The organism is Streptomyces sp. AM 4-1-1, assembly GCF_029167625.1.
Taxonomy (GTDB): Bacteria; Actinomycetota; Actinomycetes; order Streptomycetales; family Streptomycetaceae; genus Streptomyces.
In genome coordinates, this window is the sequence record NZ_CP119145.1 from 6,617,402 (window position 1) to 6,644,366 (window position 26,965).

The 26,965-nt window shown below is 72.8% G+C and carries 28 protein-coding genes and 2 tRNA genes; 17 read left to right on the plus strand and 13 right to left on the minus strand.

The genetic code is table 11. From position 1 onward, the window contains the following. Genes PZB75_RS28045 through PZB75_RS28055 form a run of 3 tightly spaced genes read left to right on the plus strand, consistent with a single transcriptional unit; the run spans position 1 to position 1,575 of the window. On the plus strand, positions 1-384 hold the full coding sequence (locus PZB75_RS28045) for a DUF742 domain-containing protein (RefSeq protein WP_275538081.1): 384 nt from the start codon (positions 1-3) through the stop codon (positions 382-384). Continuing rightward, positions 362-988, plus strand: a complete 627-nt coding sequence (locus PZB75_RS28050) for an ATP/GTP-binding protein (protein ID WP_275538082.1) — start codon at positions 362-364, stop codon at positions 986-988. The genes PZB75_RS28045 and PZB75_RS28050 overlap by 23 nt, the downstream gene beginning before the upstream one ends. Next, positions 985-1,575, plus strand: coding sequence for a GAF domain-containing protein (locus PZB75_RS28055; protein ID WP_275538083.1), 591 nt, complete (start codon positions 985-987; stop codon positions 1,573-1,575). The genes PZB75_RS28050 and PZB75_RS28055 overlap by 4 nt, the downstream gene beginning before the upstream one ends. 129 nt (positions 1,576-1,704) lie before the next feature. On the opposite strand, the gene PZB75_RS28060 is transcribed toward PZB75_RS28055, so the two are convergent. Then, the gene (locus PZB75_RS28060; RefSeq protein WP_275538084.1) at positions 1,705-2,451 is read right to left on the minus strand and encodes a TetR/AcrR family transcriptional regulator; all 747 of its coding nucleotides are present in this window, start codon (positions 2,449-2,451) and stop codon (positions 1,705-1,707) included. A gap of 146 nt (positions 2,452-2,597) precedes the next feature. Here PZB75_RS28060 and PZB75_RS28065 point away from each other — a divergent pair, with 146 nt between their 5' ends. Then, complete coding sequence (locus PZB75_RS28065; RefSeq protein ID WP_275538085.1) at positions 2,598-3,545, plus strand: NAD-dependent epimerase/dehydratase family protein; 948 nt, start codon at positions 2,598-2,600, stop codon at positions 3,543-3,545. Between the two features lie 117 nt (positions 3,546-3,662). Here the strand turns inward: PZB75_RS28065 and PZB75_RS28070 are convergent, their stop codons facing one another. Together PZB75_RS28070 and PZB75_RS28075 are read right to left on the minus strand one after the other, a co-directional pair. Next, entirely contained in the window at positions 3,663-4,580 is a 918-nt protein-coding gene (locus PZB75_RS28070; RefSeq protein ID WP_275538086.1) for a transketolase, read from the minus strand. Between the two features lie 32 nt (positions 4,581-4,612). Further along, the gene (locus PZB75_RS28075) at positions 4,613-5,314 is read right to left on the minus strand and encodes a transketolase (RefSeq protein ID WP_275538087.1); all 702 of its coding nucleotides are present in this window, start codon (positions 5,312-5,314) and stop codon (positions 4,613-4,615) included. 135 nt (positions 5,315-5,449) lie between these two features. Here PZB75_RS28075 and PZB75_RS28080 point away from each other — a divergent pair. The 4 genes from PZB75_RS28080 to PZB75_RS28095 all read left to right on the plus strand — a co-directional run bounded on the left by PZB75_RS28080 (position 5,450) and on the right by PZB75_RS28095 (position 9,019). Beyond that, positions 5,450-5,523, plus strand: a tRNA-Pro gene (locus PZB75_RS28080). Between the two features lie 240 nt (positions 5,524-5,763). Beyond that, positions 5,764-6,960 carry a YbdK family carboxylate-amine ligase gene (locus PZB75_RS28085; RefSeq protein WP_275538088.1) on the plus strand — a complete coding sequence of 399 codons (1,197 nt, stop codon included), beginning with the start codon at positions 5,764-5,766 and terminating at the stop codon, positions 6,958-6,960. Between the two features lie 337 nt (positions 6,961-7,297). Continuing rightward, a complete protein-coding gene (locus PZB75_RS28090) occupies positions 7,298-8,200 on the plus strand; it encodes a 2OG-Fe dioxygenase family protein (RefSeq protein ID WP_275538089.1) in 903 nt (300 codons plus the stop codon). A 183-nt stretch (positions 8,201-8,383) separates the two neighbouring features. After that, a complete protein-coding gene (locus tag PZB75_RS28095; protein ID WP_275538090.1) occupies positions 8,384-9,019 on the plus strand; it encodes an LUD domain-containing protein in 636 nt (211 codons plus the stop codon). A gap of 22 nt (positions 9,020-9,041) precedes the next feature. On the opposite strand, the gene PZB75_RS28100 is transcribed toward PZB75_RS28095, so the two are convergent. Continuing rightward, on the minus strand, positions 9,042-9,362 hold the full coding sequence (locus PZB75_RS28100) for a hypothetical protein (protein ID WP_275538091.1): 321 nt from the start codon (positions 9,360-9,362) through the stop codon (positions 9,042-9,044). 92 nt (positions 9,363-9,454) lie between these two features. Here PZB75_RS28100 and PZB75_RS28105 point away from each other — a divergent pair, with 92 nt between their 5' ends. Beyond that, positions 9,455-10,246: a cobalt-precorrin-6A reductase gene (locus PZB75_RS28105; RefSeq protein WP_275538092.1), complete on the plus strand. Its 792-nt coding sequence runs from the start codon at positions 9,455-9,457 to the stop codon at positions 10,244-10,246. On the opposite strand, the gene cobF is transcribed toward PZB75_RS28105, so the two are convergent. Both cobF and PZB75_RS28115 read right to left on the minus strand, forming a co-directional pair. After that, positions 10,215-10,970, minus strand: coding sequence for a precorrin-6A synthase (deacetylating) (gene cobF, locus PZB75_RS28110; RefSeq protein ID WP_275538093.1), 756 nt, complete (start codon positions 10,968-10,970; stop codon positions 10,215-10,217). The genes PZB75_RS28105 and cobF overlap by 32 nt on opposite strands. Positions 10,971-10,984: 14 nt before the next feature. Further along, positions 10,985-11,527 carry a DUF309 domain-containing protein gene (locus PZB75_RS28115; RefSeq protein ID WP_275538094.1) on the minus strand — a complete coding sequence of 181 codons (543 nt, stop codon included), beginning with the start codon at positions 11,525-11,527 and terminating at the stop codon, positions 10,985-10,987. Positions 11,528-11,634: 107 nt separating this feature from the next. On the opposite strand from PZB75_RS28115, the gene PZB75_RS28120 reads away from it, so the two are divergent. Then, positions 11,635-14,301, plus strand: coding sequence for an AAA family ATPase (locus PZB75_RS28120; protein ID WP_275538095.1), 2,667 nt, complete (start codon positions 11,635-11,637; stop codon positions 14,299-14,301). 50 nt (positions 14,302-14,351) lie between these two features. Next, positions 14,352-14,425, plus strand: a tRNA-Pro gene (locus tag PZB75_RS28125). 152 nt (positions 14,426-14,577) lie between these two features. Here the strand turns inward: PZB75_RS28125 and PZB75_RS28130 are convergent. Then, a complete protein-coding gene (locus PZB75_RS28130) occupies positions 14,578-14,985 on the minus strand; it encodes a VOC family protein (protein ID WP_275538899.1) in 408 nt (135 codons plus the stop codon). Between the two features lie 83 nt (positions 14,986-15,068). Next, positions 15,069-15,542, minus strand: coding sequence for a DUF5709 domain-containing protein (locus tag PZB75_RS28135; RefSeq protein WP_275538096.1), 474 nt, complete (start codon positions 15,540-15,542; stop codon positions 15,069-15,071). A gap of 215 nt (positions 15,543-15,757) precedes the next feature. Between PZB75_RS28135 and PZB75_RS28140 the strand changes: the two genes are divergently transcribed. After that, entirely contained in the window at positions 15,758-16,498 is a 741-nt protein-coding gene (locus PZB75_RS28140; RefSeq protein WP_275538097.1) for a methyltransferase domain-containing protein, read from the plus strand. Positions 16,499-16,549: 51 nt separating this feature from the next. Here PZB75_RS28140 and PZB75_RS28145 read toward each other — a convergent pair whose 3' ends face one another. Beyond that, a complete protein-coding gene (locus PZB75_RS28145; protein WP_275538098.1) occupies positions 16,550-17,212 on the minus strand; it encodes a ScbR family autoregulator-binding transcription factor in 663 nt (220 codons plus the stop codon). 161 nt (positions 17,213-17,373) lie between these two features. On the opposite strand from PZB75_RS28145, the gene PZB75_RS28150 reads away from it, so the two are divergent. Together PZB75_RS28150 and PZB75_RS28155 are read left to right on the plus strand one after the other, a co-directional pair. After that, on the plus strand, positions 17,374-18,318 hold the full coding sequence (locus PZB75_RS28150; protein WP_275538099.1) for a ScbA/BarX family gamma-butyrolactone biosynthesis protein: 945 nt from the start codon (positions 17,374-17,376) through the stop codon (positions 18,316-18,318). Further along, complete coding sequence (locus PZB75_RS28155) at positions 18,306-19,148, plus strand: NAD(P)H-binding protein (RefSeq protein ID WP_275538100.1); 843 nt, start codon at positions 18,306-18,308, stop codon at positions 19,146-19,148. The genes PZB75_RS28150 and PZB75_RS28155 overlap by 13 nt, the downstream gene beginning before the upstream one ends. Positions 19,149-19,303: 155 nt before the next feature. Here the strand turns inward: PZB75_RS28155 and PZB75_RS28160 are convergent, their stop codons facing one another. The 4 genes from PZB75_RS28160 to PZB75_RS28175 form a co-directional block, all read right to left on the minus strand. Beyond that, positions 19,304-20,785, minus strand: coding sequence for an FAD-dependent monooxygenase (locus PZB75_RS28160; RefSeq protein WP_275538101.1), 1,482 nt, complete (start codon positions 20,783-20,785; stop codon positions 19,304-19,306). 96 nt (positions 20,786-20,881) lie between these two features. After that, positions 20,882-21,781, minus strand: a complete 900-nt coding sequence (locus PZB75_RS28165; protein ID WP_275538102.1) for a hypothetical protein — start codon at positions 21,779-21,781, stop codon at positions 20,882-20,884. Continuing rightward, on the minus strand, positions 21,778-22,791 hold the full coding sequence (locus tag PZB75_RS28170; RefSeq protein ID WP_275538103.1) for an SPFH domain-containing protein: 1,014 nt from the start codon (positions 22,789-22,791) through the stop codon (positions 21,778-21,780). Before PZB75_RS28170 ends, PZB75_RS28165 begins: the two co-directional genes overlap by 4 nt. Positions 22,792-23,128: 337 nt before the next feature. Then, positions 23,129-23,764, minus strand: coding sequence for a TetR/AcrR family transcriptional regulator (locus PZB75_RS28175; RefSeq protein ID WP_275538104.1), 636 nt, complete (start codon positions 23,762-23,764; stop codon positions 23,129-23,131). 207 nt (positions 23,765-23,971) lie between these two features. Between PZB75_RS28175 and PZB75_RS28180 the strand changes: the two genes are divergently transcribed. The 3 genes from PZB75_RS28180 (at position 23,972) to PZB75_RS28190 (ending at position 26,901) form a co-directional block, all read left to right on the plus strand. Continuing rightward, complete coding sequence (locus PZB75_RS28180; RefSeq protein ID WP_275538105.1) at positions 23,972-24,856, plus strand: phosphatase PAP2 family protein; 885 nt, start codon at positions 23,972-23,974, stop codon at positions 24,854-24,856. Further along, on the plus strand, positions 24,853-25,893 hold the full coding sequence (locus tag PZB75_RS28185; RefSeq protein WP_275538106.1) for a hypothetical protein: 1,041 nt from the start codon (positions 24,853-24,855) through the stop codon (positions 25,891-25,893). The genes PZB75_RS28180 and PZB75_RS28185 overlap by 4 nt, the downstream gene beginning before the upstream one ends. 474 nt (positions 25,894-26,367) lie before the next feature. Beyond that, on the plus strand, positions 26,368-26,901 hold the full coding sequence (locus PZB75_RS28190; RefSeq protein ID WP_275538107.1) for a DoxX family membrane protein: 534 nt from the start codon (positions 26,368-26,370) through the stop codon (positions 26,899-26,901). Positions 26,902-26,965 lie beyond the last annotated feature (64 nt).

Below are 26,965 nucleotides of genomic sequence, written 5' to 3' on the forward strand. Positions count from 1 at the left end.
GTGCCGGCCCCGCAGGACGGGCCGTTGCTCGACGACGCGGCCGGCCGGCTCATCCGTCCGTACACCGTGAGCGACGGCCGCACCCGGCCGACCACCGTCCTCGATCTGCTCTCGCTGGTCCTGGCCACGGGAAGTGAGCCGCGGGCTCACCCCCGTATCCACTTCGGCCCCGAACACACCGTGGCTCTCGAACTGTGCGACGACCCCGTGTCGGTGGCCGAGATCGCCGCCCATCTGCGACTGCCCGCCGCCGTGACCAAGGTCCTCCTCTCCGACCTGGTGGACTGCGGGGCGGTCACCGCGCACCCGCCGGCCTTCCACGACATGCCCACCGACCGTTCCCTGCTGGAGGCAGTGCTCGATGGTCTACGACGACAGCTCTGACAGCCCCGGAAGCTCCGAGATCTTTCCCGTCGCGCTCAAGATCCTGATCGCGGGCGGGTTCGGCGTCGGCAAGACCACCTTCGTCGGCGCGGTCAGCGACATCGCGCCCCTCAGCACCGAGGAACTGCTGACCCAGGTCAGTGTCGCGACCGACAGCCTCGAAGGCATCGAGTCCAAGACGGCGACCACCGTCGCCATGGACTTCGGCCGGATCACCCTCGACGAGCGGCACGTGCTGTACCTGTTCGGCACCCCCGGGCAGGAGCGCTTCTGGTTCATGTGGGACGAACTCTCGCGGGGCGCGCTCGGCGCGGTCGTCCTGGCCGACACCCGGCGCCTCGCGGAATGCTTCCCCGCCGTCGACTTCTTCGAGCGGCGCGGCATCGGATTCATCGTCGCGGTCAACGAGTTCGACGGCGCCCACCGCTACGAACCCGATGAGGTACGGGCTGCCCTCGATCTCGGACCGGCGGTCCCGGTGGTGCTCTGCGACGCCAGGACCGCCAGCTCGTCGACCCGGGCGCTCGTCACCCTCGTACAGCACCTCATCAACGCCACCTCCGTACCGGCCGCCTCCTCCGCGAGCCACGGAGTCCGCCCATGACCCGCTACACGACCGGCCGGCTGCTGCTCACCCCCGCCGATCCCGACGCCGGGGTCCGGGCCCGACGGCTGCGCGCACTGGGGCTCGTCGAGCGGTCCGACGCCTCGTTCGACAACTTCGACGCCTTCGCGGACAAGGTGGCCGAAGTGACGAAGACGCCCTTCTCGATGGTCAACTTCATCGACGAGAACCGCCAGTTCTTCGCCGGGCTGCACACCCCGGACGGCGCGCACTCCGGAGCCGACCTCGGCGCGGCGGCCGCGGGCAGCAGCCGTCGCAGCGGCCGGTATCTGACCCGCGACCGCGGCTACTGCCCGCACGTGGTCGTACGGCGCAAGGCGCTCGTTCTGGAGGACGTCTGCGACTACCCCCGGTTCGCGGGCAACGCGGTCGTCGACGACATAGGCATCCGCTCGTACCTGGGGGCGCCGCTCATCGACCGTACGGGCATCGCCCTCGGCACGGTCTGCGCCGTCGACACCGTGCCGCGCCCCTGGGGGCGTGACGGGCTGGCCACGATCAAATCGCTGGCGAGAGAACTCCTCGGACACATCGACGGACGTGTGCCGGGGGAGGGGCACGGCTGACCCCTGTCGGGTGCCGCGCCCGTCAGTGGTCCCGCCCCACTCGTACACGGCCCACCGCTCCCGGTCCGCCGGTCCGCGGCTGGTTCGTCCGCCCTGGCCCGTGCGTCCTCCCGGCCCGCTCGCCCCGGGTCAGTCGAGCGCGAACGCGTCCGCCAGCATGTCCGTCTGCGCCGCGAGCAGGGTCTCCCCGCTGTGGCCCATCCCCGCGAACTGGCCCGTAACCTCCAGGCTGACGGCGCCGTGCAGTTGCGTCCACGCCAGTACGGCCCCGCCCGCGGCCCGGCCCGACGCCTCCGGATCACCGGCCGCTCCGGGCGCGTAGGTGGCGACCCACTCCGCCACCGCGGTGTCCGTCCTCAGCCAGTCGGTCAGCTGACGCACCACCGGGAGCACCCCGGCCCCCGGGGTTCCCGCCACGAACAGCGGAAGGAACGGGCCGAGCACCGCGCGGGCCCGGACGAGTGTGTCCTGCGGGGCGGTGTATCCGGGCACCGGAGCGCCCTGGACCAGCAGATAGCGATGTGGTTCGGCCACGGCCCACGCGCGGTACGCGCCGGCCAGCGCGTGCAACCGCGCCCGCGGCCCGGGCGCCGCCGCGGCGGACGCCTCCGTCGGCCCCGTCGCGGTGTCGGCCGCCGCGGCGATGGCCGCCGCCGCATCGTCGTACGCGTCCCTGATCAGCGCGCTCAGCAGATCGTCACGCCCCGCGAAGTAGCGGTACAGCGCCGGGCCGGAGAGCCCCATCTCCTTGGCGACCCGGGTGAGCGCGAGTGCTCCCGCACCGTCCTCGGCGAGTTGCCGGAGCGCCGTTTCCTTGATCTCGGACCGCGTCTGCTCCCGGTACCGGGCACGTGGCCCTTGCTGTGTCTGGACCATCGCGGAAACTCCTCGTTACTGGACATCGCGTGCGTTATGCACAGTAACACAAGAGCTTGCGGTCGGCCCGACGGGAAGTTATGGTCCATAACGAAAGCGACGGTGAATAACTATCCGTCGTTGTCCCTGACCCGAGGAGCGCATTCATGACCGCCGCACATGATCTCCAGGCAGTGCTCGGTGCCGGACCCGCAGGTACCGCTCTCGCCGTCGAACTGGCCCGCCGCGGCCACCGCGTCCGGCTCGTCGACCGGGCGGGCACCGGACCGGCGATCGAGGGGGTCGAGCGGTTCTCCGCCGACGTCTCCACGGCCGAGGGCGCCCGGGCCGCCGTGGACGGAGCGGCCGTCGTCCATCACTGCGTCAACGTCGGCTACCACCTCCAGACCGAGGTCATGCCACGGATACAGGTGGCCGTCCTCGCCGCTGCCGAAGCGGTCGGCGCCCGGCTCGTCGTGCTCGACACGCTCTACCCGTACGGGGAGACGCACGGCGTGGTCATGACCGAGGACACTCCGTGGAACGCCACCACCCGCAAGGGCCGGATGCGCGCCGAACTGGACGCCCGCTACCTCGCCGCACACCGCGAGGGTCGGCTGGGCGTCGTCCTGGGCCGGTCGGCCGACTTCGTCGGGCCCGGCGTCCTCAGCTCCACGCTGGGCGCCGCGGTCTTCCCGGCGGCGCTGACCGGGGGACAGGTGCCCGCGTTCGGCGACATCGACCTGCCGCACAGCTACACGTACATCGGTGATGTCGCCGCCGGTCTCGCCACGCTCGGCGAACATCCCGACGCCGACGGGCGCGTCTGGCACCTCCCGACGGCGCCGGCCCTCACCACCCGGGAGATCTTCACGATGATCGAGGACCGGACCGGCAGGCCGCTCGATCTCACCGCCGTCGAGGAAGCGCGACCGTTCGGGCCGTTCGACGAGACGTTCATGGACGAGTACGCCGAGATGTTCTACCAGCACACCGAGCCGCAGATCGTCGACTCCACCGCCGTCGAGGAGGCGTACGGACTCGTGCCGACCCCGCTCTCCGTCGCCCTGGACACCACTCTCGCCTGGTACGAGGAGTGGCTGACCGCCCGGTGACGACGGCCGGGGCGCGGGGGTGCCCGGAACCGTCGTCGCGGGAGTCGTCGGCGCTCGACGGCCGTGGCCGGACCGGACGTTCCCGCCGGCGAGGACAGTGGACCCCGAGCCGGCCCGTCAGGGAGTGAGGAAGCGGGTGATCCGCTCCCGCAGTCCACTCGCGTCGAGACCGTGCGCCGTCAGATGCTCGTCCAGCTGCCCGTACCGGCGCAGCTCGGCCCGACCCACCCCGAGGCCCAGCACCCGGTGCGGCAGATCGGCGAGCGCGTCGTTGGCGGCGGCGGTCGACGTACCCGCGAGGTACGGCTCGACGAGCACCACGTCCACGCTCGCCCCGGTCCCGGCCGCCCGCCGCAGCGCCGCCGCGTCGAACGGCCGCACGGTTGTCGCGTACAGCACGGAGACGTCGAGCCCCTCGGTGGCCGCGAGGACGTCGTCGAGCATCGGCCCGATCGCGACCACCACCGCGGCGCTCCCTTCGCGCACCGTCAGAAAGCCGCTGCCGCTGCCGCTGCCGCTGCCGGTGACCGGCCGGGGCCGGGCGTTCGCCTGGAGGGAGAGGCGCACATAGTCCCGGCCGTCCCCGGCCGCCGCCCTGCGCAGCAGGGCCTCGGCCTCGTCGGGGTGGCCGGGGACGTGTACCGCCCAGCCGTCCAGGGTGTCCATCAACGCGACGTCACCCGGCGACATATGGGTGAAACCGCCGGCCGGCCAGTCGTACGACGCACCGGCGCTGACCAGCACACCGCCCACGCCCTGATGGCCGAAGTCCAGCTTCACCTGCTCGAACGGCCGCTCCACCAGGAAGCTGGCGAAGGTGTGCACGATCGGCCGCAGTCCGGTCAGCGCGATCCCCGCGCCCGCCCCGATGAGCAGCTGCTCCCGGATGCCGACGTTGATCACCCGCCGCGGATGGGCCCGCTCGGCGCTGTCGAAGCCGTCCCTGCTGATTTCGGCCAGCACCAGGGCGAGCCGGGGGTCCTCGTCGAGCAGTCGCGACGTGGTCGCGATGAATCGGTCACGCATCGTGTCCATGGGTCCTGGTCTCCGTCTGTGGTTCCGGTCGTTCAGTTCTTGGGGTCGACCTGGGCGATCACGGCCAGGGGCCGGCCCGGGTGCGGTGCGGTGAACGCCTCGTACAGCGCTTCGTGGTCCCGGCCGTCCACCGTCCTGGCCACCCATCCGGCGGCCTCGAACCGGGCCGCGCTCCCGCCGGGAGTGCCATGGGTCGCCGAGGCGTTGTCGATCACCACCGTGTGCAGTTGGTCGAGCCCGGCGGGGGCGGCGTAGGCGATGGCCTCGTGGTTGCTGCCCTCGTCCAGCTCCGCGTCACCGGTCAGCACCCACACCCGAGGACCGGTCAGCCCCTGGGCCCGCAGTCCGAGTACGGTCCCCACCGCCAGCGGGAGTCCGTGCCCCAGCGAACCGCTCCCGATCTCGGCGCCCGGTACGAGCGTCCGGTCCGGGTGATGACCGAGCGGCGAGTCGTACGAGCCGAAGCCCGGCAGCAGCTCCTGGTCGAAGAAGCCGCGCGCCGCCAGCACGGCGTAGTACGCCATAGGACCGTGTCCCTTCGACAGCAGGAACCGGTCCCGGTCCCGCGCGCCGAAGGTCTCGGGCGAGACCCGCAGGACCCGGTCGTACAGCACCCAGAGGACGTCCAGGGTGGAGGTGGCGGCGGGGCCGTGCTTCTCGTCGCCCGTCATGAGGCTCATCAGCCGGTTCAGATCGGCGTACCCCGGCACCGGGGCGGTGGTCGTGTTCGTCATGCCGTCAGCGTCCGACATCAACCGCACTTGAGGTCAAACGCCGAGGTGCAGGGGAAGGGATTCGTGATCACCCGGCCAGGTGCGGTATTCTTCTGGTGCGCGTCCGGCCGGGGAAACCCCAGGTCAGACGGGTATCGGGACGTGGCGCAGCTTGGTAGCGCACTTGACTGGGGGTCAAGGGGTCGCAGGTTCAAATCCTGTCGTCCCGACTGGAGACAGTCGCAGATCAGAGCCGGTTTCGGAGATGTCCGGAACCGGCTCTTGGTCGTTGCCGGGGACCGACGCCGTGGACCATCAGGCACATCTGTCCGTACGGTGACTTCGCCGACTTCGCCGCAAGCCCGGCCCTGCCCGCGGAGCAACCGTCCACTGCCCGCACGGCACGGGGCAGCTCAGCCGTTTGCCGGAGACGGTGTGACAGGGCCGGGGGCAGCCCCCAGTCTGGACGGGTGGGAGACAGCGGCGAGGCGTGCGCGGGGTCCGGTGGCGAAGTGGCGACGGTGGGGGTGGAGGAGGAGCACTTCCTGGTGCGGGCCGACACCCGTGCCGTGGTGCCGGCCGGGCCGCGGGTGGCGGACCGGGCCGCCGGGGAGCTGGGGGATCAGGTGTCCAGGGAGTTCACGGACCTCCAGGTCGAGGTGCGCACGACGCCGTGCGCGACGGTGGACGAACTGCACGCCCAGTTGATGCGGCTGCGCCGGGGGCTGGCCGCGTCCGCGGCGACGGAGGGAGTGCGGGTGTGCCCTTCCGGAACGCCTGTGATCGGGGGCGGTTCCGGGGTGCCCGTGGGGGATCATTCCCGGTATCGGGCCGGTGTGGATCTGTTCCGGTCGATGATGGACGACTTCGCGGTGTGCGCGCTGCACGTCCACGTGTTTCTGCCGGACCGGGACGTGGCGGTCCTGGCCGGCAACCATCTGCGGGTGTGGCTGCCGTTGCTGGTGGAGATGAGCGCGAATTCGCCGTTCCACGACGGCCGGGCCACCGGGTTCGTGAGCTGGCGGTCGGTGATGCGCCTGCGCTTTCCCGGTCTGGGGCCGCCGCCGTACGTCGAGTCCTTCGACGACTACCGGCGCACCGCCGTGGCCATGGCCGAGGTGGGCGGGATGTCCTTCGCCGAACTGCCTTTCTGGGACATCCGTCCGCACCCGCGCCTGCCGACCTTGGAGGTGCGGTGCATGGACGTCCCCGCTGACCCCGCCGACTCCGCGGCGATCGCGGCTGTCGTGCGTGCGCTGGTGGTGACCGCCGCCCGGCTGGTGGAGCGGGGCGACCCGGGCCCGCGGCGCAGCGGCGAACTGCTGCGTGCGGCCTACTGGTACGGCACGCGCGACGGCTGGAAGGGACGGGGCATGGACGCGCTTTCCGGACGGATGCTGCCCGCGACCGAACGCGCCCGGCGGCTTCTGGACCATACCGGCGCGGCGCTGGAGGAACTGGGCGACCTGGAGAGGGTCATCGCCTTCCTCGACCGGCTGGCCATCTGCGGGACCGGGGCGCACCGTCAGCGTGCCGCCCACCGGGCAGGCGGCCTCCACGCGGTGGTGGACGACCTGGTGGGATGGACGACGGACCCCGGCACCGGCCCCGCGCGGCATGGCGACGGCCCCGGCCCTGCGGCAGGTCAGGCGCGAGCCCCCGCCTGAGCCCGGCGTCCCGGCACCCCCTTCGGAACGCCCGCCGCCCCGGCGGGAACGGCACCGGTCGGTCCTCGCCGCGAAACGGAGCCGGTGTGCCCGGGCCCGCTGACCTGTTCTCATCTGTCCGGCCGACTCCACCGCGACGGCTCCCCGTAGCCGTGCCACCCTGAGGGACGAACACGGAACCGCCGTAGGGACCCCCGTCGACGGGCGCGGACGAACCGCCGCCGGGCCGCCCCGAAGCGTGCGGGCGATGGCGCCCGGACGCGGACGGTGCTTCAGGAGACAGGTGAGGAGCCGGAGTCCGGGGAGCCCGGCTGCCGGTCACGGACGCTGGAGACCCATGGACGACATCGCGAACCCGCACAGCCCGGCGGCCGCCACCACGGCCGCGCCCACGGACCGACCGGCCGGGGCCGTCCGCCCGGCGGACGGCACCCCCGATCCGGCCGCCGGAATCACGTCCCCGGGCAGTGGCACGAACGTGCGCCGCGACGGCTACGCCCGTCTGCGCGCCGCCGACCTGGGAGTGGACACCGAGGCCCTGGCCGGGGACTTCGCCCAGCTCGCCCATGCCTACCAGGGCCTGCCGGCTGACCCCTACGCACCTGACACCAACCGGTTCCGCCGTTACTCCCACGCGGTCCACCTCCCCTGGAACGGCGAGCTGTCCTTCATCCCCGGCACTCCCGACACCGAATTCGGCACCGTCACCGAGTACTGGCAGGACGAGCACAACCCCGAGTACCCCCGGGTCCGCCGCAGGCTGCCCGACATCCCGCCGGCGCTGCACGGCAACCGCCTGCTGAACGCCCTCATCCGCGCCGACCTCGACCAGGCACTGTGGCTGGAGGACCTCCGCCGTGTGCCCGTCTACATCGGCGTCCACATGATCACGCTGGCCGTCCGCAACCAGAAGCAGGTGGCGGTCTCCTCACCGAACTGCTTGCACCAGGACGGCGGCTCACCGGCCACCTTCACGTTCGCCCACCTCATCGGCTGCCACGACATCAACGGCGGTGAGAACGTCATCGCCACCCCGGAGAGCGCCGGCCGGCAACCTGACACGCTGCCCGCTCACGCCGTCCACGCCCGCTTCATGATGACCGAACCGCTGGACGGCTACGGCGTGCACGACCACCGCGTCAGCCACTACGTAGCCCCGGTCAGCCTCGCGAACGGCAAGGACAGCGGCCGACGCGACATCCTCATCATCGGCATCGCCCCCTACACACCCGGGCTGTAGCCCCACCGCGGAACTCCTCGGGCAACGGCACCGTGCCGGGCCCCGGCACGCGGAACTGTTCCGCGCTGCCTGGCTCGCCTCCGACGAGGCCGCCGCCACCCTGCGCGCCGCCGCCGACGAAGGCGTCCGGCACCGCGCCGCCACCCGTCCGGACCGCACCGAGGACACCCCCCTGGAGGGAAAGTGACACCGACCGCCCGCGAGACGGTACTGGGCCGGGTCCGCGACGCCCTCGCCCTCGCACCCGCCCCCAGGACCACCGTGCCCCGCGCGTACCGCACCGGCCGCACCCTCCCGGACGACGAACGCCTCGCTCTCCTCACCGACCGGCTCACCGACTACCGGGCCCAGGTCCACGTCTGCACCGCGGACCGCACCGCCGAGACCGTCGCCGCCGTGCTGCGCGGGCGCGGCGCCCGGCGGATCGGGGTGCCCGCCGGACTCGACGAGAGGTGGCTCACCGCCTACGAGGGCGAGGTCCAGCGGGACGCGGCGGACATCCCGGCGCCCCGGCTCGACGCCCTCGACGCAGTGGTGACGGCCTCCGCCGTGAGCTGCGCCGAGACCGGCACGATCTTCCTGGACGGCTCATCCGACCAGGGGCGACGGGCCCTGACGCTCGTGCCCGACCTGCATGTGTGTGTCGTCGACCTGTCGTCGGTCGAGGTCGGGGTGGCCGAGACGGTCGCCCGGCTGGTGCCCGGGCGGCCGACCACACTGATCAGCGGACCGTCGGCCACCTCCGACATCGAGCTGGAGCGGGTCGAGGGCGTGCACGGGCCACGCACCCTGGACGTCCTGATCCGCACCGACGTCTGAGGGGCGGGACGACGGGTGCCGGTCAGGGGATCAGCAGCCAGTCCGAACCGACCGCCGCGACCAGGCCCACCGCCAGCAGCCAACTCCCCAGCCGCGTCCGCCCGTTCCTGCTCAGCTCGATCACGACCCCGCACAGGATCAGCGCGAGTCCGTACACTCCGACGACCAGGACCGACGAACGGCTCGCTATCCGCAGCCCGAGCACGACCGCCATCGCCGCCATACCCACCGACGAGAGCGCCATCCGCAGCCGACGCGCCTGACGCGGCGTCAGCCGCCTCCCGTCGGTCGCGGATTCGGCTGTCTCGGCGTCCACGGTGCGGTCCGGGTCAGAAGTGCTCATGAGGCGCGATCGTAGTGGCTGGTCCCGGCCCGGTTCGCGGGCCCCGGGAACCCGGCCGCGACCGAGGTGCGGACATGTCATAGATTCGGGGCATGTCCGGTCACATCCTGATCCTCGGCGGTACGGCCGAAGCCCGCGAACTCGCCGTCGCGCTGGCCGGGAACACGGCCCTGCGCGTCACGACCTCGCTGGCCGGCCGTGTCGAGCGTCCCCGCCCGACCGCGGGCACCGTGCGCGTCGGCGGCTTCGGCGGCCCCCAGGGGCTCGCCGACTGGCTGCGTACGCACGCCGTCGACATCGTCGTCGACGCCACTCACCCCTTCGCCACCACCATCAGCGCCAACGCGGCCGAGGCGGCCGCCGCCACCGGAACCGCCCTGTTCGCCCTGCGCCGCCCCGGCTGGACCCCCGGCCCCGGCGACCTCTGGCACCTCGCCGACGACCTCACCGACGCCGCCGCCCGGCTTCCCGGCCTCGGCGAACGGGTCTTCCTCACCACCGGCCGGCTCGGTCTCGCCGTCTTCGCGACCGCCCCCGGAGCGGACCGGCTGCACTTCCTCGTACGGTCGGTGGACCCACCGCGGCCACCACTGCCCCCGCACACCGACGTACTCCTGGACCGGGGCCCGTACACCGTCCGGGGAGAGACCGAACTGCTCCGCGCCCACGCCGTCGACGTCCTCGTCACCAAGGACAGCGGCGGCGCCGCCACCGCGGCCAAGCTCACCGCGGCCCGGGACCTCGGACTGCCCGTCGTCGTGGTGCGCCGCCCACCGCCGCCCCCCGGTGTGCCGGTGGCGTCCGATGTGCCGGCGGCGCTGCGGCTGCTCGGCGCCGGCCAGGACCTGGGCGTCAGCCGCGACGCAACAGATAGGTGTCCATGATCCACCCCTTGCGGGCGCGCGCCTCGGCCCGCAGCTCCTCGATCCGCTCCGACACCTCCGCGAGCGGCCCCGAGACCAGGATCTCGTCCTCGGTGCCCACGTACGCGCCCCAGTAGATGTACAGATCCCGGTCCAGATGCCGGGTGAACGCCTGCCGCGCGTCGAGCATCACCACCACGTCGTCCACCCCCTCCGGCCAGCCCTCGGCGAGCCGCCGGCCGGTGGTGATCTGGACGGGCCGCGCCACCCGGTTCAGCCCGGTACGGTGCCTCGCCAGCAGCGCGGACACACTGCTGATGCCCGGAACCACCTCGTGTTCGAACGCCACCGTCCCCCGTTCGAGGATTTCCTCCAGGATGCCGAGCGTCGAGTCGTACAGCGCGGGGTCGCCCCACACCAGGAACGCCCCGCACTCGTCGGCACCGAGATCCTCGGCGATGAACCGCTCGTAGAGATCCGCCCGCCGCCGTCGCCAGTCGTCCACCGCGGGGGAGTAGTCCGCCGTCGCACGGTCCCGCTCGGGATCACGCGCCTCGACCAGCCGGTACGACGGGTCCTTCACATGTGCGTCGAGGATGTCCCGCCGCAGCCCGGTCAGATCCGACTTCTCCGCGCCCTTGTCCAGGATGAAGAAGGCGTCCGCCTCGTTCAGCGCCTTGACCGCCTGGAGCGTGAGCTGGTCGGGGTCGCCCGCGCCGATACCGATGACATATATCTTTCGCACGCCCGGAGTCTGCCTCATCCACCCGTGGGCCCGGACCGCCGGTCCCGCGGCCGCAGCCTCGGCGCCTCACCGGCCGCGTCCACCGGCCGCGCGTCCGGCGCCGACACCCGCCCGGCCAGCTCCTCGGCCCAGCCGACCAGCCCGCCGACCGCGATGCCGTGCGAGGCCCCCGGCCCGTCGGCCGGCCGCCCGCTCCGCGCCAGATACCCGGTGAGCGCCCCCGCCCCCCGCAGCAGCAGCCGCGCCCCGCCCCGGGTGTTGCCCCGGGCCGTGTGCGTCAGCCCCACCGCGAGCTGCGCCAGCCCCCGCCACAACTCCCGCTCCGCTTCCGGCCCCGACTTCCAGGCGTCCTCGAACACCTCGTGCGCGTGGAACGGCATCCCGGCGTCCAGCAGCCGCTGTGCCTCCCGCACCGTGCCGTCGGGGGTACGGACGACCCCCTCGGGCTGGCGCTCCACCCCGGCGGCCCCGTACGGCAAGGGGCGGCCCAGCCCGTCCCGGGGACGCGCGTTGCGCGCCCGGCCCTCGACGTCACGGTCCCTGCGAGTCTCGTCCACCCACCGATTGTGCCTCGTACCCGCGGTGAACCGTTCGAACGCTGTCCCCGGCACCTCGCGCACGACTATTCTCTTCAGTCATCCGCACGACTTTGGGGAGAGCAGGCATGAAGCCGTCCCGGCCGCTGTACGAGCGTGAACCGGCACTCGCCATCGCCGCACAAGCCGTGGACGACCTCTGCGGAGCACAGGCGGCCGGCGGACTGCTGATCTTCAGCGGCGAGGCGGGGATCGGCAAGACGGCACTGCTCGACGCGATCAGGACGATGGCGGCCGACCGCTGCACCGTCTGGTCGGCGCGGTGCGGCGAGACCGTCACGTCCGTGCCGTTCCACGTCGTACGCCAGTTGCTCCAGCCCGCACTCGACCGGTTCCCGTCCGATGAGATCCGCACCCTGTTCGGCGACTGGTACGAGATCGCCGCACCCGCGCTCGGCCTCGCGGTGCCGAGCGGCCCCCAGCCCGACCCGCAGGGTGTGCGGGACGGGCTCGACCACGTCGTGGGCCGGCTCGCCGCCCGGTTCAGCAACCGCCCGCTCGTCCTGGTCGTCGACGACGCGCACTGGGCGGACGGTGAATCCCTCGCCTGGCTGGCCTCGTTCACCGCACGGCTCGGCGAACTCCCCGTGCTGGTCGTGCGGACCCACCGGCCGCAGGAACTCGCCGAACGCCCGGTGGAGTCGAGGCGCCTCCACGACGGCCGGGAGACCGGCGAGCGGACACCGTCCGGCGGGGCCGGGCCCACCCATGTCGAACTGCGCGCCCTCACCCCGGACGCCACCGCCGAGCTGACCCGGGCGGCCCTCGGCGAGCACGCCGACGACCCGTTCTGCCGCGAGGTGTGGGCCGTCACCGGCGGCAACCCCTACGAGGCGGTCGAACTCGTCGCCAAGGTGCAGGACCGTGAGCTGCCCCCGATGGAGGAATCGGCCGGAAAACTGCGCGAGCTGGGCGCGTCCGCGCGGGGCAGCGGGCTCGTCGCCCGGCTCGAACGGCTCGGGACCAACGCCACCCGGTTCGCCTGGGCCGCGGCCGTCCTCGGTACCGACATCTCCCAGGAACTCGCCGCCACCCTCGCCGGAATGAGCCAGGCCGAAGCCGCCGACTGCACCGCCAGGCTCCGTGAGGACCGGATCGTCAGCGGCTTCGACCCGCTGGAGTTCGTCCACCCGCTGATCGCCACCGCCGTCTACCGCTCCATCCCGTCCGCCACCCGCACCGCCATGCACGGCCGGGCCGCCTGGGCCATCACCCGGGCCGGACTCGGCGCCGCTGCCGCCTCCCGGCACCTCCTGGAGGTCCACCCGGACGACGACCAGGAACTCGTCGCACAGCTCCGCGACGCCGCCCGCAGGCACCTCGCGGTCGGCGCCCCGGAAGCGGCCCGGCGCTGCCTGGAACGGGCCCTCGAAGAGCCGCCACGCCCCTCCGACCGCGCCACCGTCCTGTACGAACTCGGCTGCGCCACCCTGCTCAGCTCACCCGCCACCACCGTGCGGCACCTGCGCGCCGCGCTCGACCTGCCCGGACTCGGTGACGAACTGCGGGTGGACGCCACCTTCCGGCTCGCCGCCGCCCTGTCCCACAACAACCAGCTCAAGGAGGCGGCGCAGGCCCTGGCCGCCGAGTCCGCCCGCACGGCTCCGGGACCCGGTCTCATGCGGCTCCAGGCCGCCCACTTCCTCTGGGAGGGAATGCAGCAGGCCGAGGACGACGGCCCGGCCCGGTCCCGCCGGCTCTCCCTCAACGCGGACCATCTGACCGGCCGCGACAACGCCGAGCGCGCCATACTCACACTGCGCGCCTTCGACGCGATGCTGCGCGGCGAGAACGCCCAGCTCGTCGTCGACTTCTGCGAACGCGCCCTGGTCGACGGCCGCCCGGCACGCGGTCTCGGCTGGACCGACACCGAATGGGGCTTCGAGCTTCCCACCCTCGTCGGCATCACCTACGCCTTCACCGACCGGCCCGACCGCGCCGAGGAACTGTTCGGAGAAGCCGTACGCGCCTTCGAGATCTCCGGCTGGAGCGGCGCCCACCTCGCGTTCGCGCACACCCTCCTCGGCCTCGTCCACCGCCGTCGCGGACGCCTCGCCGAGGCGGAGGGCTTCCTCCGCGAAGGGCTGCGCCTCGCGGACCGTGCGGGCCGTGGACTGCCCGTCCACTGGGACGCCGCCTGCCTGCTGATCGACACCCTGCTCGCCCGGGGCCGCACCGACGAGGCCCGCGTCATCGCCGACCGGTACTCCTTCGGCCCGCCCTACCCCAGCGCGATGGTGCTGCCCGACGCACCGTGCGTACGGGGGCGCCTGCTGCTCGCCGAGGGCCGTACGAGGGAAGCGGTCGCCGAGCTGGAGGCGGCCGGGCGCGCGCTGGAGCCGCGCGGCAGGTTCAACGGTGTCTGGGCACCCTGGGCGGGGGACCTCGCCCGCGCGCTGGCCGACGAGGACCCGGTCCGCGCCGCCCGGCTGGCGGTCAGCGCCCGGGTGCACGCGGAACGCTTCGGCACGGAGACCGCGATCGGTGAAGCACTGCGCTGCGTCTCCTTCTTCGAGAACCCGAGGGAACGAGTCCGGCTGCTGGCGGAGTCCGTCCGCCATCTGGAGGCGTCGCCGTCGGCCTACGAACATGCCAGGGCCCGGATCGAGTACGGCACCGCGATCGGATCGCCGCGCGAACTCAGCCGGGGCGAGAAGCTGGCCAAGGCGTGCGGAGCGGAGACCCTGGTGCTCCGTGCCCAGCAGGCACGGGCGTCGATCCGGTCCGCGGAGTGAGGTAGTGTTGTCCTGCGCGGTCAGCCGGAACATACCGGGGGACACCGCGGCGGGACGTGGCGCAGCTTGGTAGCGCACTTGACTGGGGGTCAAGGGGTCGCAGGTTCAAATCCTGTCGTCCCGACTTGTGTTCGTACAGGTCAGAGGCGGTACCGGAGAAATCCGGTACCGCCTCTCCGCTGTCCGGGGCCGTGCCTGGACGGTCCTGAGCCGTGATCGGTGAGGGGCGGAGGCCGGTGAGCGCGGCACGCGGTCCGGACGCCGCCCGCGACGGACTCAGACGGACGGGCGCCGGGCCACCGGGTGCGGGTACACCGCCAGTGAGAACGAGTGCCCGGCCGGATCGGTGTACACGCGCTCGTCGCGCGGACCGCTGTTGTCCTTGGTGTCCACGGGCCGGGCACCCAGCCCGATCGCCTCGCGCTCGGCCTCGTCCATGTCGCCGGGGTCCACCAGGATGCGCAGATGGGCCTGCTGAGCGTCCTCCGGGCGCGGCCAGCTGGGCGGTGCGTAGCCGTGGTCCCGGTGGATCGCCAGCCGGACCCCGTTCGAGCCGGCGACCTCCACGTAGTCGGGGTCATCGTCGATCCGTACCTCGGCGTCGAGGAGACTCGCGTAGAACTGAGCCAGCTCGACGGGCTCGGAGCAGTCAAGGACAAGGACAGTCGTCTTCCGTACGGTCATGGAGATGCGCATACCCGGGAAGCGTCCGGCCACGCTGAGCGACCGCCCGGAACCTCGGGTCGTGTCCCGTCACGGCCTCCCGGTCAGGAACCGTCCCCGGCCCCCTCGTCCGTGACGTGCACCGCGGCCTCCTCGGCGGACGCGGCGCCGCCATCGATACCGACGTCCCGGGCCACCACGTCGATGTCCCGCCGCTGTCCGGGGTCGTCCAGCGGAGCCAGCCGTCCGGCACGGTCCTCACCGGCGATCTCGTCGTCCACCGGTTCACCCTCGCCGTCCGGCAGATCTCCCGTACCGTCCCCCTCCGGCGCCCGGACCTCAGGGGTCTCCTGGGCGAGCCGCTGGTCGAGCGACTCGCCCTCCTGCTGCTCCTCGCCGGTCGTGCCGTACTTCTCCACTCCCAGGGGGCGTTCCGGCGGCGAGTACCCCTCCTCCATGGTGTCGTCCAGGCTCCGCTCGCCGATCACGTTCTCCATGTCCAGATCATCGTCCGGACGGTTCTGGATGTCCGCGTGATCAGGCTGGTAGACGTCGTCGCCCCGCGCGTCCTCCGTCATGGTCCACTCCTTCCGCCGCGATCCGCCGGTCCTGCCGCCCGCATCACGGATATGGGATGAAAAGTTCCCTTTGTTCCTTCATTGTCCTCGCCATGCTCCTGCCCGCCCAATGACCGCCAAATCGACATTGGTCTGGACAACTGGCTGGAACAGTCGCTAGCGTCCTGCCGAGGCAGGTGGACGCCTCGCACCAACAGCCGGAAGGCAGCGGGCAGATGGCGGCAATCCTCTACGACGACCGGTCGGCCGACGCGTATCGACTCGCACGGGACATCCCGCCCGGCCGGCTCATCGCCTGGCGTGAGGCCATCGGGGCGGAAGCCGCCCTGGAACCGGGCATGACCGTGCTCGACGTGGGGGCCGGAACGGGGGCGTTCGCCTCGGCCCTCCACCAGTGGTTCGGCGTGCGGGTACTGGCCGTCGAACCCGCACGGGCGATGCGGGACCTCATCCCCGGGGCCGAGGGGATCGAGGCCCTGGACGGCACGGCGGAGGCCCTGCCGGTGCCGGACGGCTGCGCCGACGCGGCCTGGCTCGGGTCGGTCGTCCACCATGTGTCCGATCTGGCGGCGGCCGCGCGGGAGCTTCGCCGCGCGCTGAGGCCCGGGGCGCCGGTGCTCATCCGCAACAGCTTCCCGGGCCGCTGCTCACGCGATCTGCGGGTGCGGTTCTTCCCGGAGACCGCTCGCGTGGTAGCCGGTTACCCGAGCGTCGAGCAGGTCTGCGCCGCGTTCGCCCCGGCCGGATTCCGCCGGATCGCCCTCCACTCGCTTCCTCAGCAGAGTGCGGCGGACCTGGCCGACTTCGCCGGCAGGGTCCACCGGGACGCGGACGCCAAGCTCCGCGGACTCACCGACGAGGAGTTCGACCGCGGAATGGAACGGCTGCGGGCGGCGGTGGCGGACGAGCCGGCCCAGTCGGCCACCAGCTGGATGGACCTGCTCGTCCTTGTCTGACTCCGGTCGCCTGACGTCCGATCGCCTGGTGTCCGGTCGCCCGGCGTCCGGTCAGGAAACCGCCTCGGAAGCGGCCACCGACGCCAGTGCCTGCTCGGAGAGGATGCGGCCCCGGTCGGGCGAGAGATCGAGGGCGGCGATGACCGATGGGACCGCGATGGAGGGAAGCACGTGCCGCTGAAGGACCTGGATGCGCCGGCCGAGGTCCTGGTAGCCGCTGACGATGTGGGACATCGACTGGACACCGGCGAACGATCCGACGTACAGATCGGCCGTCTCCTGGGTGTCCACATGGGGAAGTAGTTCGCCCTGTTCCCTGGCCTGGTCGAGCAGTTCGCGGGTGGAACCACCCCAGCGAAGAAACGGTCCTGTGCGGTCCAGGCCCTCGGCCCGGGAGTCGAGCGTCAGCCGGACCCCCGCCCTGACCAGAAGGTCCGTCTGGACCCGGTAGGCATGGACCATTCCGATATCGACGAGTTCTTGGAGTTTGCTGGACTGTGACGGCAAATAGGGTTTCAGGTCCTGTTCGGCGACGATGCCGTGGGCGAGGTCTTCCTTGGACTGGAAATGGAAATACAGCGCACCCTTGGTGACGCCGGCCACGGTGAGTATCTCCGTGATCGTGGCTGCCTGGTAGCCGCGCCGGTCGAATACCCGAGCGGCTGCTTCCAGGATGGCCCGGCGGGTCCGGACCGCCCTTTCCTGCATGGCCACGCTGCTCCTTGCGCTTCTATGTCTTCCGGGCAAGAGTTCGAGGGACGGTCATCACAGTGACCTGTAAAGAACCGACCGCCTTGTATCTTATCGATCGCCAGCGGGGCCGAACGGCCGCCGATGGCCTTTGTCCTGGGGAAAGCATGCAACACGTTACGGTCGTGGACGACGCTCTTCGTGCGAATCACCTCGATACGGGGCACCCGGTGCCCATCGAGTTGGTGCACAGGGTACGGGAGGAGGACGCCTTCCCCGTCCGCTGGGCCGAGGCGGGGGAGGACCGGTTCCTCGTCCACGCGCGGTGGCCGCACGACCACCCCTTCTACGCGCCGCTGCGCGGACTCCACGATCCGCTGATGCTCGTCGAAACCATGCGGCAGTCGGCCGTCCTGGTCATCCACGCCGGGTACGGGGTCCCGGTCGGTCATCACTTCCTGCTGGCGGAGCTGGAGTTCACCTGCCGGCCGGAAGGACTCGAAGTGGGGGACGGGCCCACCGACGTCGAGGTGGAGGTACGGTGCGAACAGCTGCGCAGGCGCGGTGGGCATCCGAGCCAGATCCGCTCCCGCTGGGTGATCCGCGCCGGCGGGACCGTACTGGCGACGGGTGAGGGTCTGGGCCGGATGACGAGCCCGCAGGCGTACCGCAGACTGCGCGGCGCCGGAATCGTGCCCGTCGTGCCGGGACCCGCGCCCCGGCCCATCGACCCCGCGCGGGCCGGCCGCGGCCGGGCCCATGACGTGGTGCTCTCCGCCACCTCCCGGCCGGACACCTGGCGGCTGCGCGTGGACACCGGTCACGCCACCCTCTTCCAGCGGGCGAACGACCACATACCGGGGATGCTCCTGCTGGAGGCGGCACGGCAGGCGGCGGCCGCGCTGACCGCTCCCGCGCCGTTCTTCCCGCACGGGGGGAGCATCGTCTTCGACCGGTACGCGGAGTTCGCCGACGCCTGCTGGATCGAGGCCCGGACGACACCCCCGCCCCCGGACAGTCCGGACGCCGTCGCCGTGCGCGTCACCGGCAGTCAGGACGGCCACCAGGTGTTCGGCGCCACCCTGCTGGCGTCGGCCCCGGCCCGTGAGGCGGCGACATGCTCCTCGTGACGGGTGCCACGGGCACCATCGGCGCAGAGGTGGCCCGTGGGCTGGCGTCCCTCGGGGCGGTGCGCATCCTGGCCCGACGGCCCGAGGCGGTCACGGCCGACGGGCCGCACGTGGAGATCGTCGAGGGCGACTACGCGGACCCGAGGGCACTGGAGCGGGCCTTCGAAGGGGTGCGGGCGGCCTTCCTGGTGACGAACCGCCCTGGCGAACCGGACGACGAACGGCTCATCGGCGCCGCCCGCGTCGCCGGCACCCGGCACCTCGTCAAGCTGTCCGCGGCGGCCGTCGGGGACGCGACGGCGGACGACCTCATCACCGGCTGGCAACGCGGTAACGAGCGGCTGATCCAGGCGGGCGGACCGGACTGGACGCTGCTCAGGCCGCGTTCCTTCATGTCCAACACACTGTCCTGGGCGGGGTCCGTCAGGTCCGAAGGAGTGGTCCGGGCCCTGTACGGGACCTCCTCCAACGCCTGTGTCGACCCACGGGACGTGGCCGAGGTGGCCGTACGGGTCATGACCGAACCCGGTCACGCGGGGCAGACGTACACCCTGTCGGGTCCCGAGGCGATCAGCGCACGCCAACAGACCGAGCAACTGGCGGACGTGCTCGGACGGGCCCTGCGCTTCGAGGAGCTGACGGAGGGGCAGGTGCGGACGCACCTCGCGCGCCGCTATCCGCCGGAGGTGGCCGACGCCCTCCTGGCCAGCTCGCGGCGGCAGCTCGACGGAGCGAAGACCGGCGTCTCGCAGACGGTCCGGCAGCTGACAGGACGGCCCGCCCGCACCTTCCGGGCCTGGGCCGCCGACCACGCCGACGCCTTCGCCTGACCGGCCCCGCCGCGCGGACGGCCGCACCGGGCGCGGCCGGATCAGCTCCGGACGGCCGTGCCGGCGGTGTGCCCCGGCACGGCCGTCCGCGCGGCCGGCGCCGCCGCCCCGGGGCCGGGAGGAGGTCCCGGCCCGGGACCGCGTACCCGAGGGGGTCACTCCGGGGCGGGCTCCCCGAACCACAGGCGCAGCGCGTCGGCCAGATCGCCGCCGTCGGACGCCCAGCCGACATACCCGTCGGGGCGCACCAGCACGGACGTGCCCGCCAGGACCGGTTCCGGGGCCGCGGTGACCGTCCGTACCACCCCCGCCCAGGGGGCGGCGGCCTTCCGGTGCGTCGCCCCGTCCCCGTCGAAGACCAGCAGCAGCGGCCGGTCCGCGCCGAGCAGGCCGATGACGTCCCGCGCCCCCTCCGGTGTGGTCAGCCGGAGGTTGGGCAGGAACGTCCCCTCCCAGACGGATTCGGCGCCGGTCCGCCGGGGGTACACGGTCTCCTGGTCGCTCACCATGTCACCGATCAGCGTGCTCACCTGATCGAGCGTCATCAGTTCCGTGAACAGTTCGCGCAGCGGGTCCAGCGCGGGGTCGGGCCGCATCAGCACCAGTTGGGCGCGGGTGTTGTCGATGACGCGCTGGGCGGCCGGACGCCGTTCGGCGTCGTACGTGTCGAGGAGACCGGGTCCCGCGGTGCCGTGCAGGGTGTGGGCCAGTTTCCAGGACAGGTTGAACGCGTCCTGGATTCCCACGCTCAACCCCTGTCCGCCGACCGGGAAGTGGACGTGCGCGGAGTCCCCGGCGAGGAACACCCGGCCCTTCCGGTAGTGCCGTACGAGACGGCTGAAATCGCTGAACCGGGACATGAACCGCGCCTCGCTCATCGGGATGTCGTACCCGGCGATCCTGGACGCCTCCGCACGCAGTTCGTCCAGGGTGAGCGGGGTGTTCCGGTCGGCGCGGGGACCGGAGCAGTCGAGGGTGAGGCAGCGGCCGTACCCGTCGGGGGAGACCTTGCAGACGGTCCAGCCGCGCTCGGTGCGCTGCCAGCCGACGGGGACGTCCCCGGGCGCGTCGAACCGGACGAGGCCCATCAGCGCGGAGACCGTCGCGGGATGGGTGTCGGCGTCGAAACCCGCGCTCTCTCGGACCGTGCTGCGCGCCCCGTCGGCCCCGACGGCATAGTCGGCCGTGCAGGTGACGGGGCCGTCCGGTCCCTCCGCGGTCACCTCGACCGAGTCCGCCGTCTGCCGGACGCCGCGCACCTGATGACCGCGCAGCACGGTCACCCCGCGCTCGCGGGCCCGGGTCTCGAAGTCGGCCTCCAGGGCTGCCTGGGTGCGCTTGAGCAACGGCTCGGGCTCGTCGGCCGGACCCGTGATGGTCAGCCCCGGCATGCCGGCGAAGTGGAACGGCACGCTCACCGGGCCGGACCCGACCGGCCCGGGCATCGGGTAACCGCGTCTGGCCAGCTGCTGCACGCTGCGCGCGTGCAGGGTGCCCGCCTTCGGCAGCTCGACGGTGGCGGCGCCCGTCTCGAACACCACGGTGCCGACACCGTGGGCCCCCAGTTCCGCGGCCAGCAGCATGCCCACCGGGCCGCCTCCGACGACGACGACCTGGGTGCGGGGTATGTGTCGCATGTCCGATCCTCTTCCTCGACGTGGTCCGCCGATCATGGACCGGGCGGCCAGCCCGACTTTACGACGACCGGATCGCGGCGTGCGGGCGGGCGGGTGTCATACGACCAGCCGCAGAGCGGTCCCGGCGATGCCGAGCCGTACCGACTGACCCCATGTCAGCTCCAGTGCGTCACTCTCCATGCCGTCACCGAAGGCGACGACCCGGTCGGACTCCACGGTGATGCGCAGGTGCTGACCGATCGTCAACTCGCCGGCGATCAGGGAGGTTCCGGTGGTCGGTGACGGCCACGCCTCCCGTACGAACCAGAGCAGCCGTGGATCGACCGGACCCGGCAGGGCCGGTACGCCGGAGCGTTCCCGCCAGAGGGAACGTATCCAGCCGGTGGCGCCGGTGCCCGTACCGATCAGTACCCCGGAGGACGCCTGGGGTTCGGGTGCGGTGCCCGCGTCGTCCGGGCCGATGCGGTAGCGGACGGTCCGGTGGTCCGGCGGGCCGACGCAGATCTCGTTGAGGGCGAGCAGCCGTTGGGTGTCGTCGGCCACCGCCTCGACCATCGTGAGCCGGTCCGCCACGCAACGCGGGGAGACCGCCGCCCGGAGCAGGGCCGCCGCGTCGGCGGTGCGGTGGCGCACCAGCACACCGGGGTTGCGGCCGGGGTCGGTGTCGATGCCCACCACGGGCTGTCCCGCCAGGTATTTCGCGGCGTTGGCGACCAGCCCGTCCTGACCGACCACGACCACCACGTCCTCGGGCGCGAAGAGGAACCGGTCCAGATCGGTCCGCTCCACCCGGGACCGCCGCCACTGGAGCGGTACGGCCGCGGCGACCTCGTCGAGCGCCCGGCGCGTGCGGTGGTGGCGGGCCGCGATCTCGTCGATCGATCGGCCGCGTGAGCCGAGGAAGAACGCGGCCTGTCCGTGGGTGCCGTGCCGGGCGAGCAGTTCCTCGTACTCCGTGGTGCGGTGCACGAGCACCGCGCGCGGGGCGAGGCTCACGCCTGTTCCCGTGGGCCCGGCCGGCCGAGCGTGGTGAGCAGGCCGGTCAGGACGTCGGGGGAGACGGTGAGGCTGTCGATGCGCGGCAGGTTCTCGGCGAGCCGTGTCGCGGCCAGCGCGTGCAGGGTCGGCGGGTCCACCTCGGCGTGCACCCGCAGCCAGGCGGCCTGGGACTCCGCGCGGGCGGCCCCGACCTCCCGGGCCGCCTCGGCCTCGGCGCGGGCCAGCCGCACCGTGCGGAGCGCCTCCGTCTCGGCGCGTACACCGTCCGCGGCCGCGTGTTCCTCGGCCTCGCGACGGGTGTTGGTGCCGCGTTGCTCCACCAACTGCTCCTCACGCCGCGCGAGTTCGATCTGGCTCGCCAACTCGTTCTCTGCGATGGTCCGTTCGCGCTCGACCGCCACGGCCCGGCGCTCGTAGGTCGCCCGGTCGGCCTCCTGCTGGATCTGCTCCCGGGCCGGCGTGCGCAACGCGCGCTCCACCTCGGCCTCCGGGCGGATGGCGACGACCCGGACCGCGACCACGTCGATACCGGTGGCGGGCAGGCGTGACTCGGCGGCGAGTCCGGCCGCGACCCGTTCACGCACCGCGCCGACGCCGTCGGCGAGGGCGACGCCGAGCGGCGTGCGGGCCAGCACGTCCAGGGTGTGCTGCTGGGCGGTCCCGGTGAGGAGTGTGGCGATCTGCTCCAGTGGCGAGCCGCGCCAGACGCCCGTGTCCGGATCGACGGAGAAGTCCAGCCGGGCCGCCGCCTCGGCGGGGGCGGATATCCGGTAGGTGACGGTGGCCTGCACGGTGACGTCCTGGAAGTCGGCGGTACGGGCGTGGAAGGCCATGGCCAGTTCCCGGTCGTCGACGGGGACCTCGGAGAGCGCCGCGGTCAGCGACCGGTACCAGAAGCTCGCTCCCGGTCCGTCGTGGGTGAGCCTCCCGCGCTTGTGGTGGCGGATGTGGGCGGTGGGCGCCGAGCGCAGGTGGCGCCAGCCGAAGCGCTTGGTGATGTCGGCCATGTCGAAGACCTCCCGTTCTTTTCGTCATGGCGACGATAAAGGGATGGGGAAATATCGTCAAGGGGACGACAAGGGGTGAATGGGTGTCGCGATCGCCAACGGACCGTCGGCCGCCGCTTGTTCGGAGAAGGCGGGAGAACGCGGTCGGCCGACACCTGAAGAGGTGTCGGCCGACCGGACGGCGCGCCGCCCCCGTCCCCACGGTGCGGCGCGCGTGGGCGCCGCCTCCGCTGTGCGGCGGCCCACGTTCGGTGGGCCCGGACGCGGGCCCATGTGGGGGAGGCTTCCCGTGTGAGGTGCCCCGCCCTGGAGGGACGGTACGCCGCCTCCGGGTCTGTCAGGCCCCGGACGCCGCCTCCAGCCCCGTGAGACCCAGTGCCGGGAGGACGGAACTGTCCACGAACCGGGTGAGATACGTCTCGTCAGCCGTCCGCCGCTCCAGCAGCGGCCGGGCCCGCATCACGCCCAGCAGTTGCGCGGCGACGAACTCCGCGGCCGGGCAGTGCTCCGGGATCTCGCCCCGGTCCATGCCCCGCCGGACCATGGCGTCGATCGCCGCGATCTCCGGTTCGACCAGCGACTCGCGCAGCGCCCGCAGCAGCTCGGGGCTCTGCAGCGCCGCGTGGCCCAGGGCGTGCATCAGTGAGGTGTCACGCCCCGAGCCGGCGCCGATGGCCCGCGCGGCCGCCCGCAGGTCCTCCGCCAGGGTGCCCGTGTCGATGTGGGAGAGCGCCATCCGCCGGGTGCTGTGGAGCGCCGCCACCACCAGTTCGGGCTTGGACCCCCACTGGCGGTAGAGCGTGGACTTCCCGCACCGGGTGCGGGCCGCGACCCCCTCCATGGTGAGCGCGTCGTAACCGCTCTCGCGAAGCAGATCGAGCACGGCCGTGTAGAACTCCTGCGCCCGCTCGGGCGTGATCTTCGAGCGGCGTGACGCGGGGGCCGGTTCGGGTGCGGGATCGCGCGGTGACATGGGGCTCTCCCTCTCTGCCTCACTGTGACGGGGGCCTTCGATACGCCAGTGTACCGATACGGCCTCGTATCGGTACACTGGCGTATCGATACGGTGGTGGATCGCACGATCCGTACCGTGTCACCGTCGGCGGGGATCGGGTTCCGTCCACGATCGCCGCCCAGTTCTTCTGATCAGCGTCTGTTCCGTCAGCAAAGGGGCCACCGGGTGAGGTACGCCGGTAAAGAGTCGTCGGAGGGGCCGGAGCGGTCCGCCCCCCGGCCGCCCCTCGTCCGCGAACTTCTTCTCGTGGCGGGACTCTTTCTCGTCTACAAGGTGGGCCGACAGCTCGCGAACGGCCATACCGACGAGGCGTTCCGCAACGCGGGACACGTCTGGAGCGCCGAGCGGGCCGTACATCTGCCCGGCGAGGGCTCCGTACAGGGCCTGCTCCTGCACAGCGAGACGCTGGTCCACCTCGCGAACACGTACTACGCGACGGTGCACTTCCCCGCCACGCTGCTCTTCCTGTGCTGGCTGTACTGGCGCCGCCCCGGCCACTACCTGTGGTCCCGGCGGGTCCTCGCGGTCCTGACCGGCGCCGCGCTGGCACTGCATCTGCTGTTCCCGCTCGCCCCGCCCCGGATGCTGGGCACCGCCCGGCTCGTCGACACCGGCCAGGTGTACGGCCCCTCGGTGTACGGGGCGAAGCCCGCCACGGACTCGATGGCGAACCAGTTCGCCGCGATGCCCTCACTGCACTTCGGCTGGGCGGTGATGGTCGCCGTCGGTCTGATCGTCGCCACCCGGTCCCGGTGGCGCCGCCTGTGGCTGCTGCACCCGCTCGTCACCCTCCTGGTGATAGTGGGGACCGCCAACCACTACTGGCTGGACTCGCTCGTGGTCGTCGCGCTGCTCGGCGTGGCCCTCGCGGTGTTCGTACCGCCCCGCCCGGCCGGGGCACGAACTCGTAAGCACGAGGCGTGGCCGCCCGGGCCACCCGGTTCCGTCGTACCGGAACGGGAAGCCCCGGCCCGGCGTGCCGCACCGGGGCACGAGCGGCCCGACGAGGCCGGTGCCGAGGCGTTCGCCTCGTCCGGAGCACGGAGGTGAGCGCCACCCTCATAGCGGTGGCGCTCTCCCTCGTCTCCGCGGCCGCCTACGCGGCTGCCGCGGTGGCGCAGGCGAGGCTCGCCGGGCGCGCCGACCCCGCGGCCGGTCCGCTGCGACTGCTCGGCCGGGGTGCGTGGTGGGCGGCGGTGGGGCTGAACGCGGGCGGCGCCCTGCTGCACGTCGCCGCCCTGAACTACGGGCCGCTCACCCTCGTGCAACCACTCGGCGCCCTCACACTGGTGGCCGCGGTGCCGCTCGGGGCCCGCGCGGCGGGACGCCGGGTGAGCCGGACCGAGTGGCGCGGCACCCTCCTCACCCTGCTCGGGCTGGGCGCCCTGCTGCTCGCGGCGGGCGGCGCGACCCCGCACGACACGCTCAGTCTCCCGGAGGCGCTGATGGTCGGCGGCGCGACCATGGCGGTCGTCGCCGGTCTCAGCAGGCCGGGCGCCCGGCCCGGCCTGCGGCACGCCGCCGCCTCGGGCATCACCTCCGGAGTCGCGTCCGCACTCACCCAGACCCTGACGGTGGCCGTCACCGACCACACCACCGGGCCGCTGATCAGCTGGCGCCTGGTCATCGTGGCACTCCTGGTCTCGGCGTTCGCGATGGGTGGTCTGCTGCTCTCGCAGACCGCCTACCGGGGCGGGCTCGGGGCACCGCTCGCCGTGGTCACGCTCGCCAACCCGGTCGCCGCCGCGGCCATCGGCATGGCGCTGCTCGGTGAACGCCTCCAGGGCGGCCCGGTCGGACTGGTCCCGGCGCTTCTCGGAACGGCGGCCGCGGTGTGCGGGGTGCTGCTGCTCAGCAGGGCCCAGTCGGAGACCGCGGCCCTGCCGGTGCCCCCGGTCGGCGCCGCGTCCGGCCCGCTGCCCGAGAACGGTCCGCGCACGGTGCCCCGGTCCGGCGATGACGACGGCCTGCGCGCATCCGTCGTCATCGGCCGTGCTGCCCGTCCCGGGACGGGACGTCGTCCGGGCGCCGCTCCGGAGGCGGAGCCACGCCCGGAACTCACCGGCACCCCGGCCGGCGGACACTGAGGCGCACACCCACGATCGGCGTGCCGGGGCGCGCACAGGACGGGTGGTCCGGCGCCCGGCCCGGCACGCCGACGGCGCCCGACCTGGTGCCGTGACCGCCGATGCCCGTAACGGGATTCCGGTGTCGTGAGCGACGATGTCCGTCCGGAAGCCTGGTGTCGTGACCGGTCCTGTCCGTCCGGAAGGTGCGCACGCCGGGCGATGCGACGGCGCTGAGCCCACAGGGTGCGGCACCAGGACGTGCGGCGCCGACCGGCCGGCGCCCACCGGCCGACGACCTCGGCCCGTTGCTCGGCCGCCAGTCGCACGGCCGGAGGCCGGTCCGCCACGGCCGGCGGGACCGGTACGGGAGTGGCGTGTCGGCATGGCGCGATGGGACCCGAACGGCGTAGCACCGGCGCGCCCGCGGGCGCCGGCAGACGGACAGTGGACCCGTACCTCCCGCCCGATCGCCCCGAAGTCCCGGAGATTCCCATGGCCTGCTGCTTCGACCGACATGACGTCGGCCTTCTCGCCCTACGCGTCGGAACCGGCGCCGTCCTGTTCGCCCACGGGTCGCAGAAACTGGCGGGCTGGTTCGGCGGAGGGGGCGTCGAGGGAACCGCCACGGCGATGGAGGCCATGGGATTTCTGCCGGCCAAGCACAACGCGGTCGCCGCCGGTCTCGGTGAGGCGGGCGGTGGTCTGTTGCTGGCCCTCGGGCTCGCGACCCCGGCCGCCGGCGCGGCCGCCGCCGGGGCGATGGCGGCAGCCGTCTCGGTACAGGCGCCCGCCGGGTTCTTCAACCAGGACGGCGGATTCGAGTACCCGGCGTTCCTCGGCCTGACCGCCGTCTCCCTCGGCCTGATGGGACCGGGCCGGTTCTCCCTCGACCACGTCACCCGCCACACCCTCAACCAGCCGTGGACCATCGCCCTCGCCTTCGCGGGCAGCGCGCTGGCCGCCGCGGCCGTCGTCGGCAAGCGCGCCAGGGGGCGGGCGGCGGCCACGGACGGGAGCGACGACTGAACTGAACCGGCACACCGTCCGGGGCTCCGGGCCCGCGGCGCGGTGACCCCTTGGCGCCTGCCGC

Excerpts from the sequence above, each read along its gene's own strand:
- PZB75_RS28050 (WP_275538082.1), top strand. The coding sequence starts at position 362 with ATGGTCTACGACGACAGCTCTGACAGCCCCGGAAGCTCCGAGATCTTT.
- PZB75_RS28055 (WP_275538083.1), top strand. The coding sequence starts at position 985 with ATGACCCGCTACACGACCGGCCGGCTGCTGCTCACCCCCGCCGATCCC.
- PZB75_RS28060 (WP_275538084.1), bottom strand. The coding sequence starts at position 2,451 with ATGGTCCAGACACAGCAAGGGCCACGTGCCCGGTACCGGGAGCAGACG.
- PZB75_RS28065 (WP_275538085.1), top strand. The coding sequence starts at position 2,598 with ATGACCGCCGCACATGATCTCCAGGCAGTGCTCGGTGCCGGACCCGCA.
- PZB75_RS28070 (WP_275538086.1), bottom strand. The coding sequence starts at position 4,580 with ATGGACACGATGCGTGACCGATTCATCGCGACCACGTCGCGACTGCTC.
- PZB75_RS28075 (WP_275538087.1), bottom strand. The coding sequence starts at position 5,314 with ATGACGAACACGACCACCGCCCCGGTGCCGGGGTACGCCGATCTGAAC.
- PZB75_RS28090 (WP_275538089.1), top strand. The coding sequence starts at position 7,298 with ATGGACGACATCGCGAACCCGCACAGCCCGGCGGCCGCCACCACGGCC.
- PZB75_RS28100 (WP_275538091.1), bottom strand. The coding sequence starts at position 9,362 with ATGAGCACTTCTGACCCGGACCGCACCGTGGACGCCGAGACAGCCGAA.
- PZB75_RS28105 (WP_275538092.1), top strand. The coding sequence starts at position 9,455 with ATGTCCGGTCACATCCTGATCCTCGGCGGTACGGCCGAAGCCCGCGAA.
- PZB75_RS28120 (WP_275538095.1), top strand. The coding sequence starts at position 11,635 with ATGAAGCCGTCCCGGCCGCTGTACGAGCGTGAACCGGCACTCGCCATC.
- PZB75_RS28130 (WP_275538899.1), bottom strand. The coding sequence starts at position 14,985 with ATGACCGTACGGAAGACGACTGTCCTTGTCCTTGACTGCTCCGAGCCC.
- PZB75_RS28135 (WP_275538096.1), bottom strand. The coding sequence starts at position 15,542 with ATGACGGAGGACGCGCGGGGCGACGACGTCTACCAGCCTGATCACGCG.
- PZB75_RS28140 (WP_275538097.1), top strand. The coding sequence starts at position 15,758 with ATGGCGGCAATCCTCTACGACGACCGGTCGGCCGACGCGTATCGACTC.
- PZB75_RS28155 (WP_275538100.1), top strand. The coding sequence starts at position 18,306 with ATGCTCCTCGTGACGGGTGCCACGGGCACCATCGGCGCAGAGGTGGCC.
- PZB75_RS28160 (WP_275538101.1), bottom strand. The coding sequence starts at position 20,785 with ATGCGACACATACCCCGCACCCAGGTCGTCGTCGTCGGAGGCGGCCCG.
- PZB75_RS28170 (WP_275538103.1), bottom strand. The coding sequence starts at position 22,791 with ATGGCCGACATCACCAAGCGCTTCGGCTGGCGCCACCTGCGCTCGGCG.
- PZB75_RS28175 (WP_275538104.1), bottom strand. The coding sequence starts at position 23,764 with ATGTCACCGCGCGATCCCGCACCCGAACCGGCCCCCGCGTCACGCCGC.
- PZB75_RS28190 (WP_275538107.1), top strand. The coding sequence starts at position 26,368 with ATGGCCTGCTGCTTCGACCGACATGACGTCGGCCTTCTCGCCCTACGC.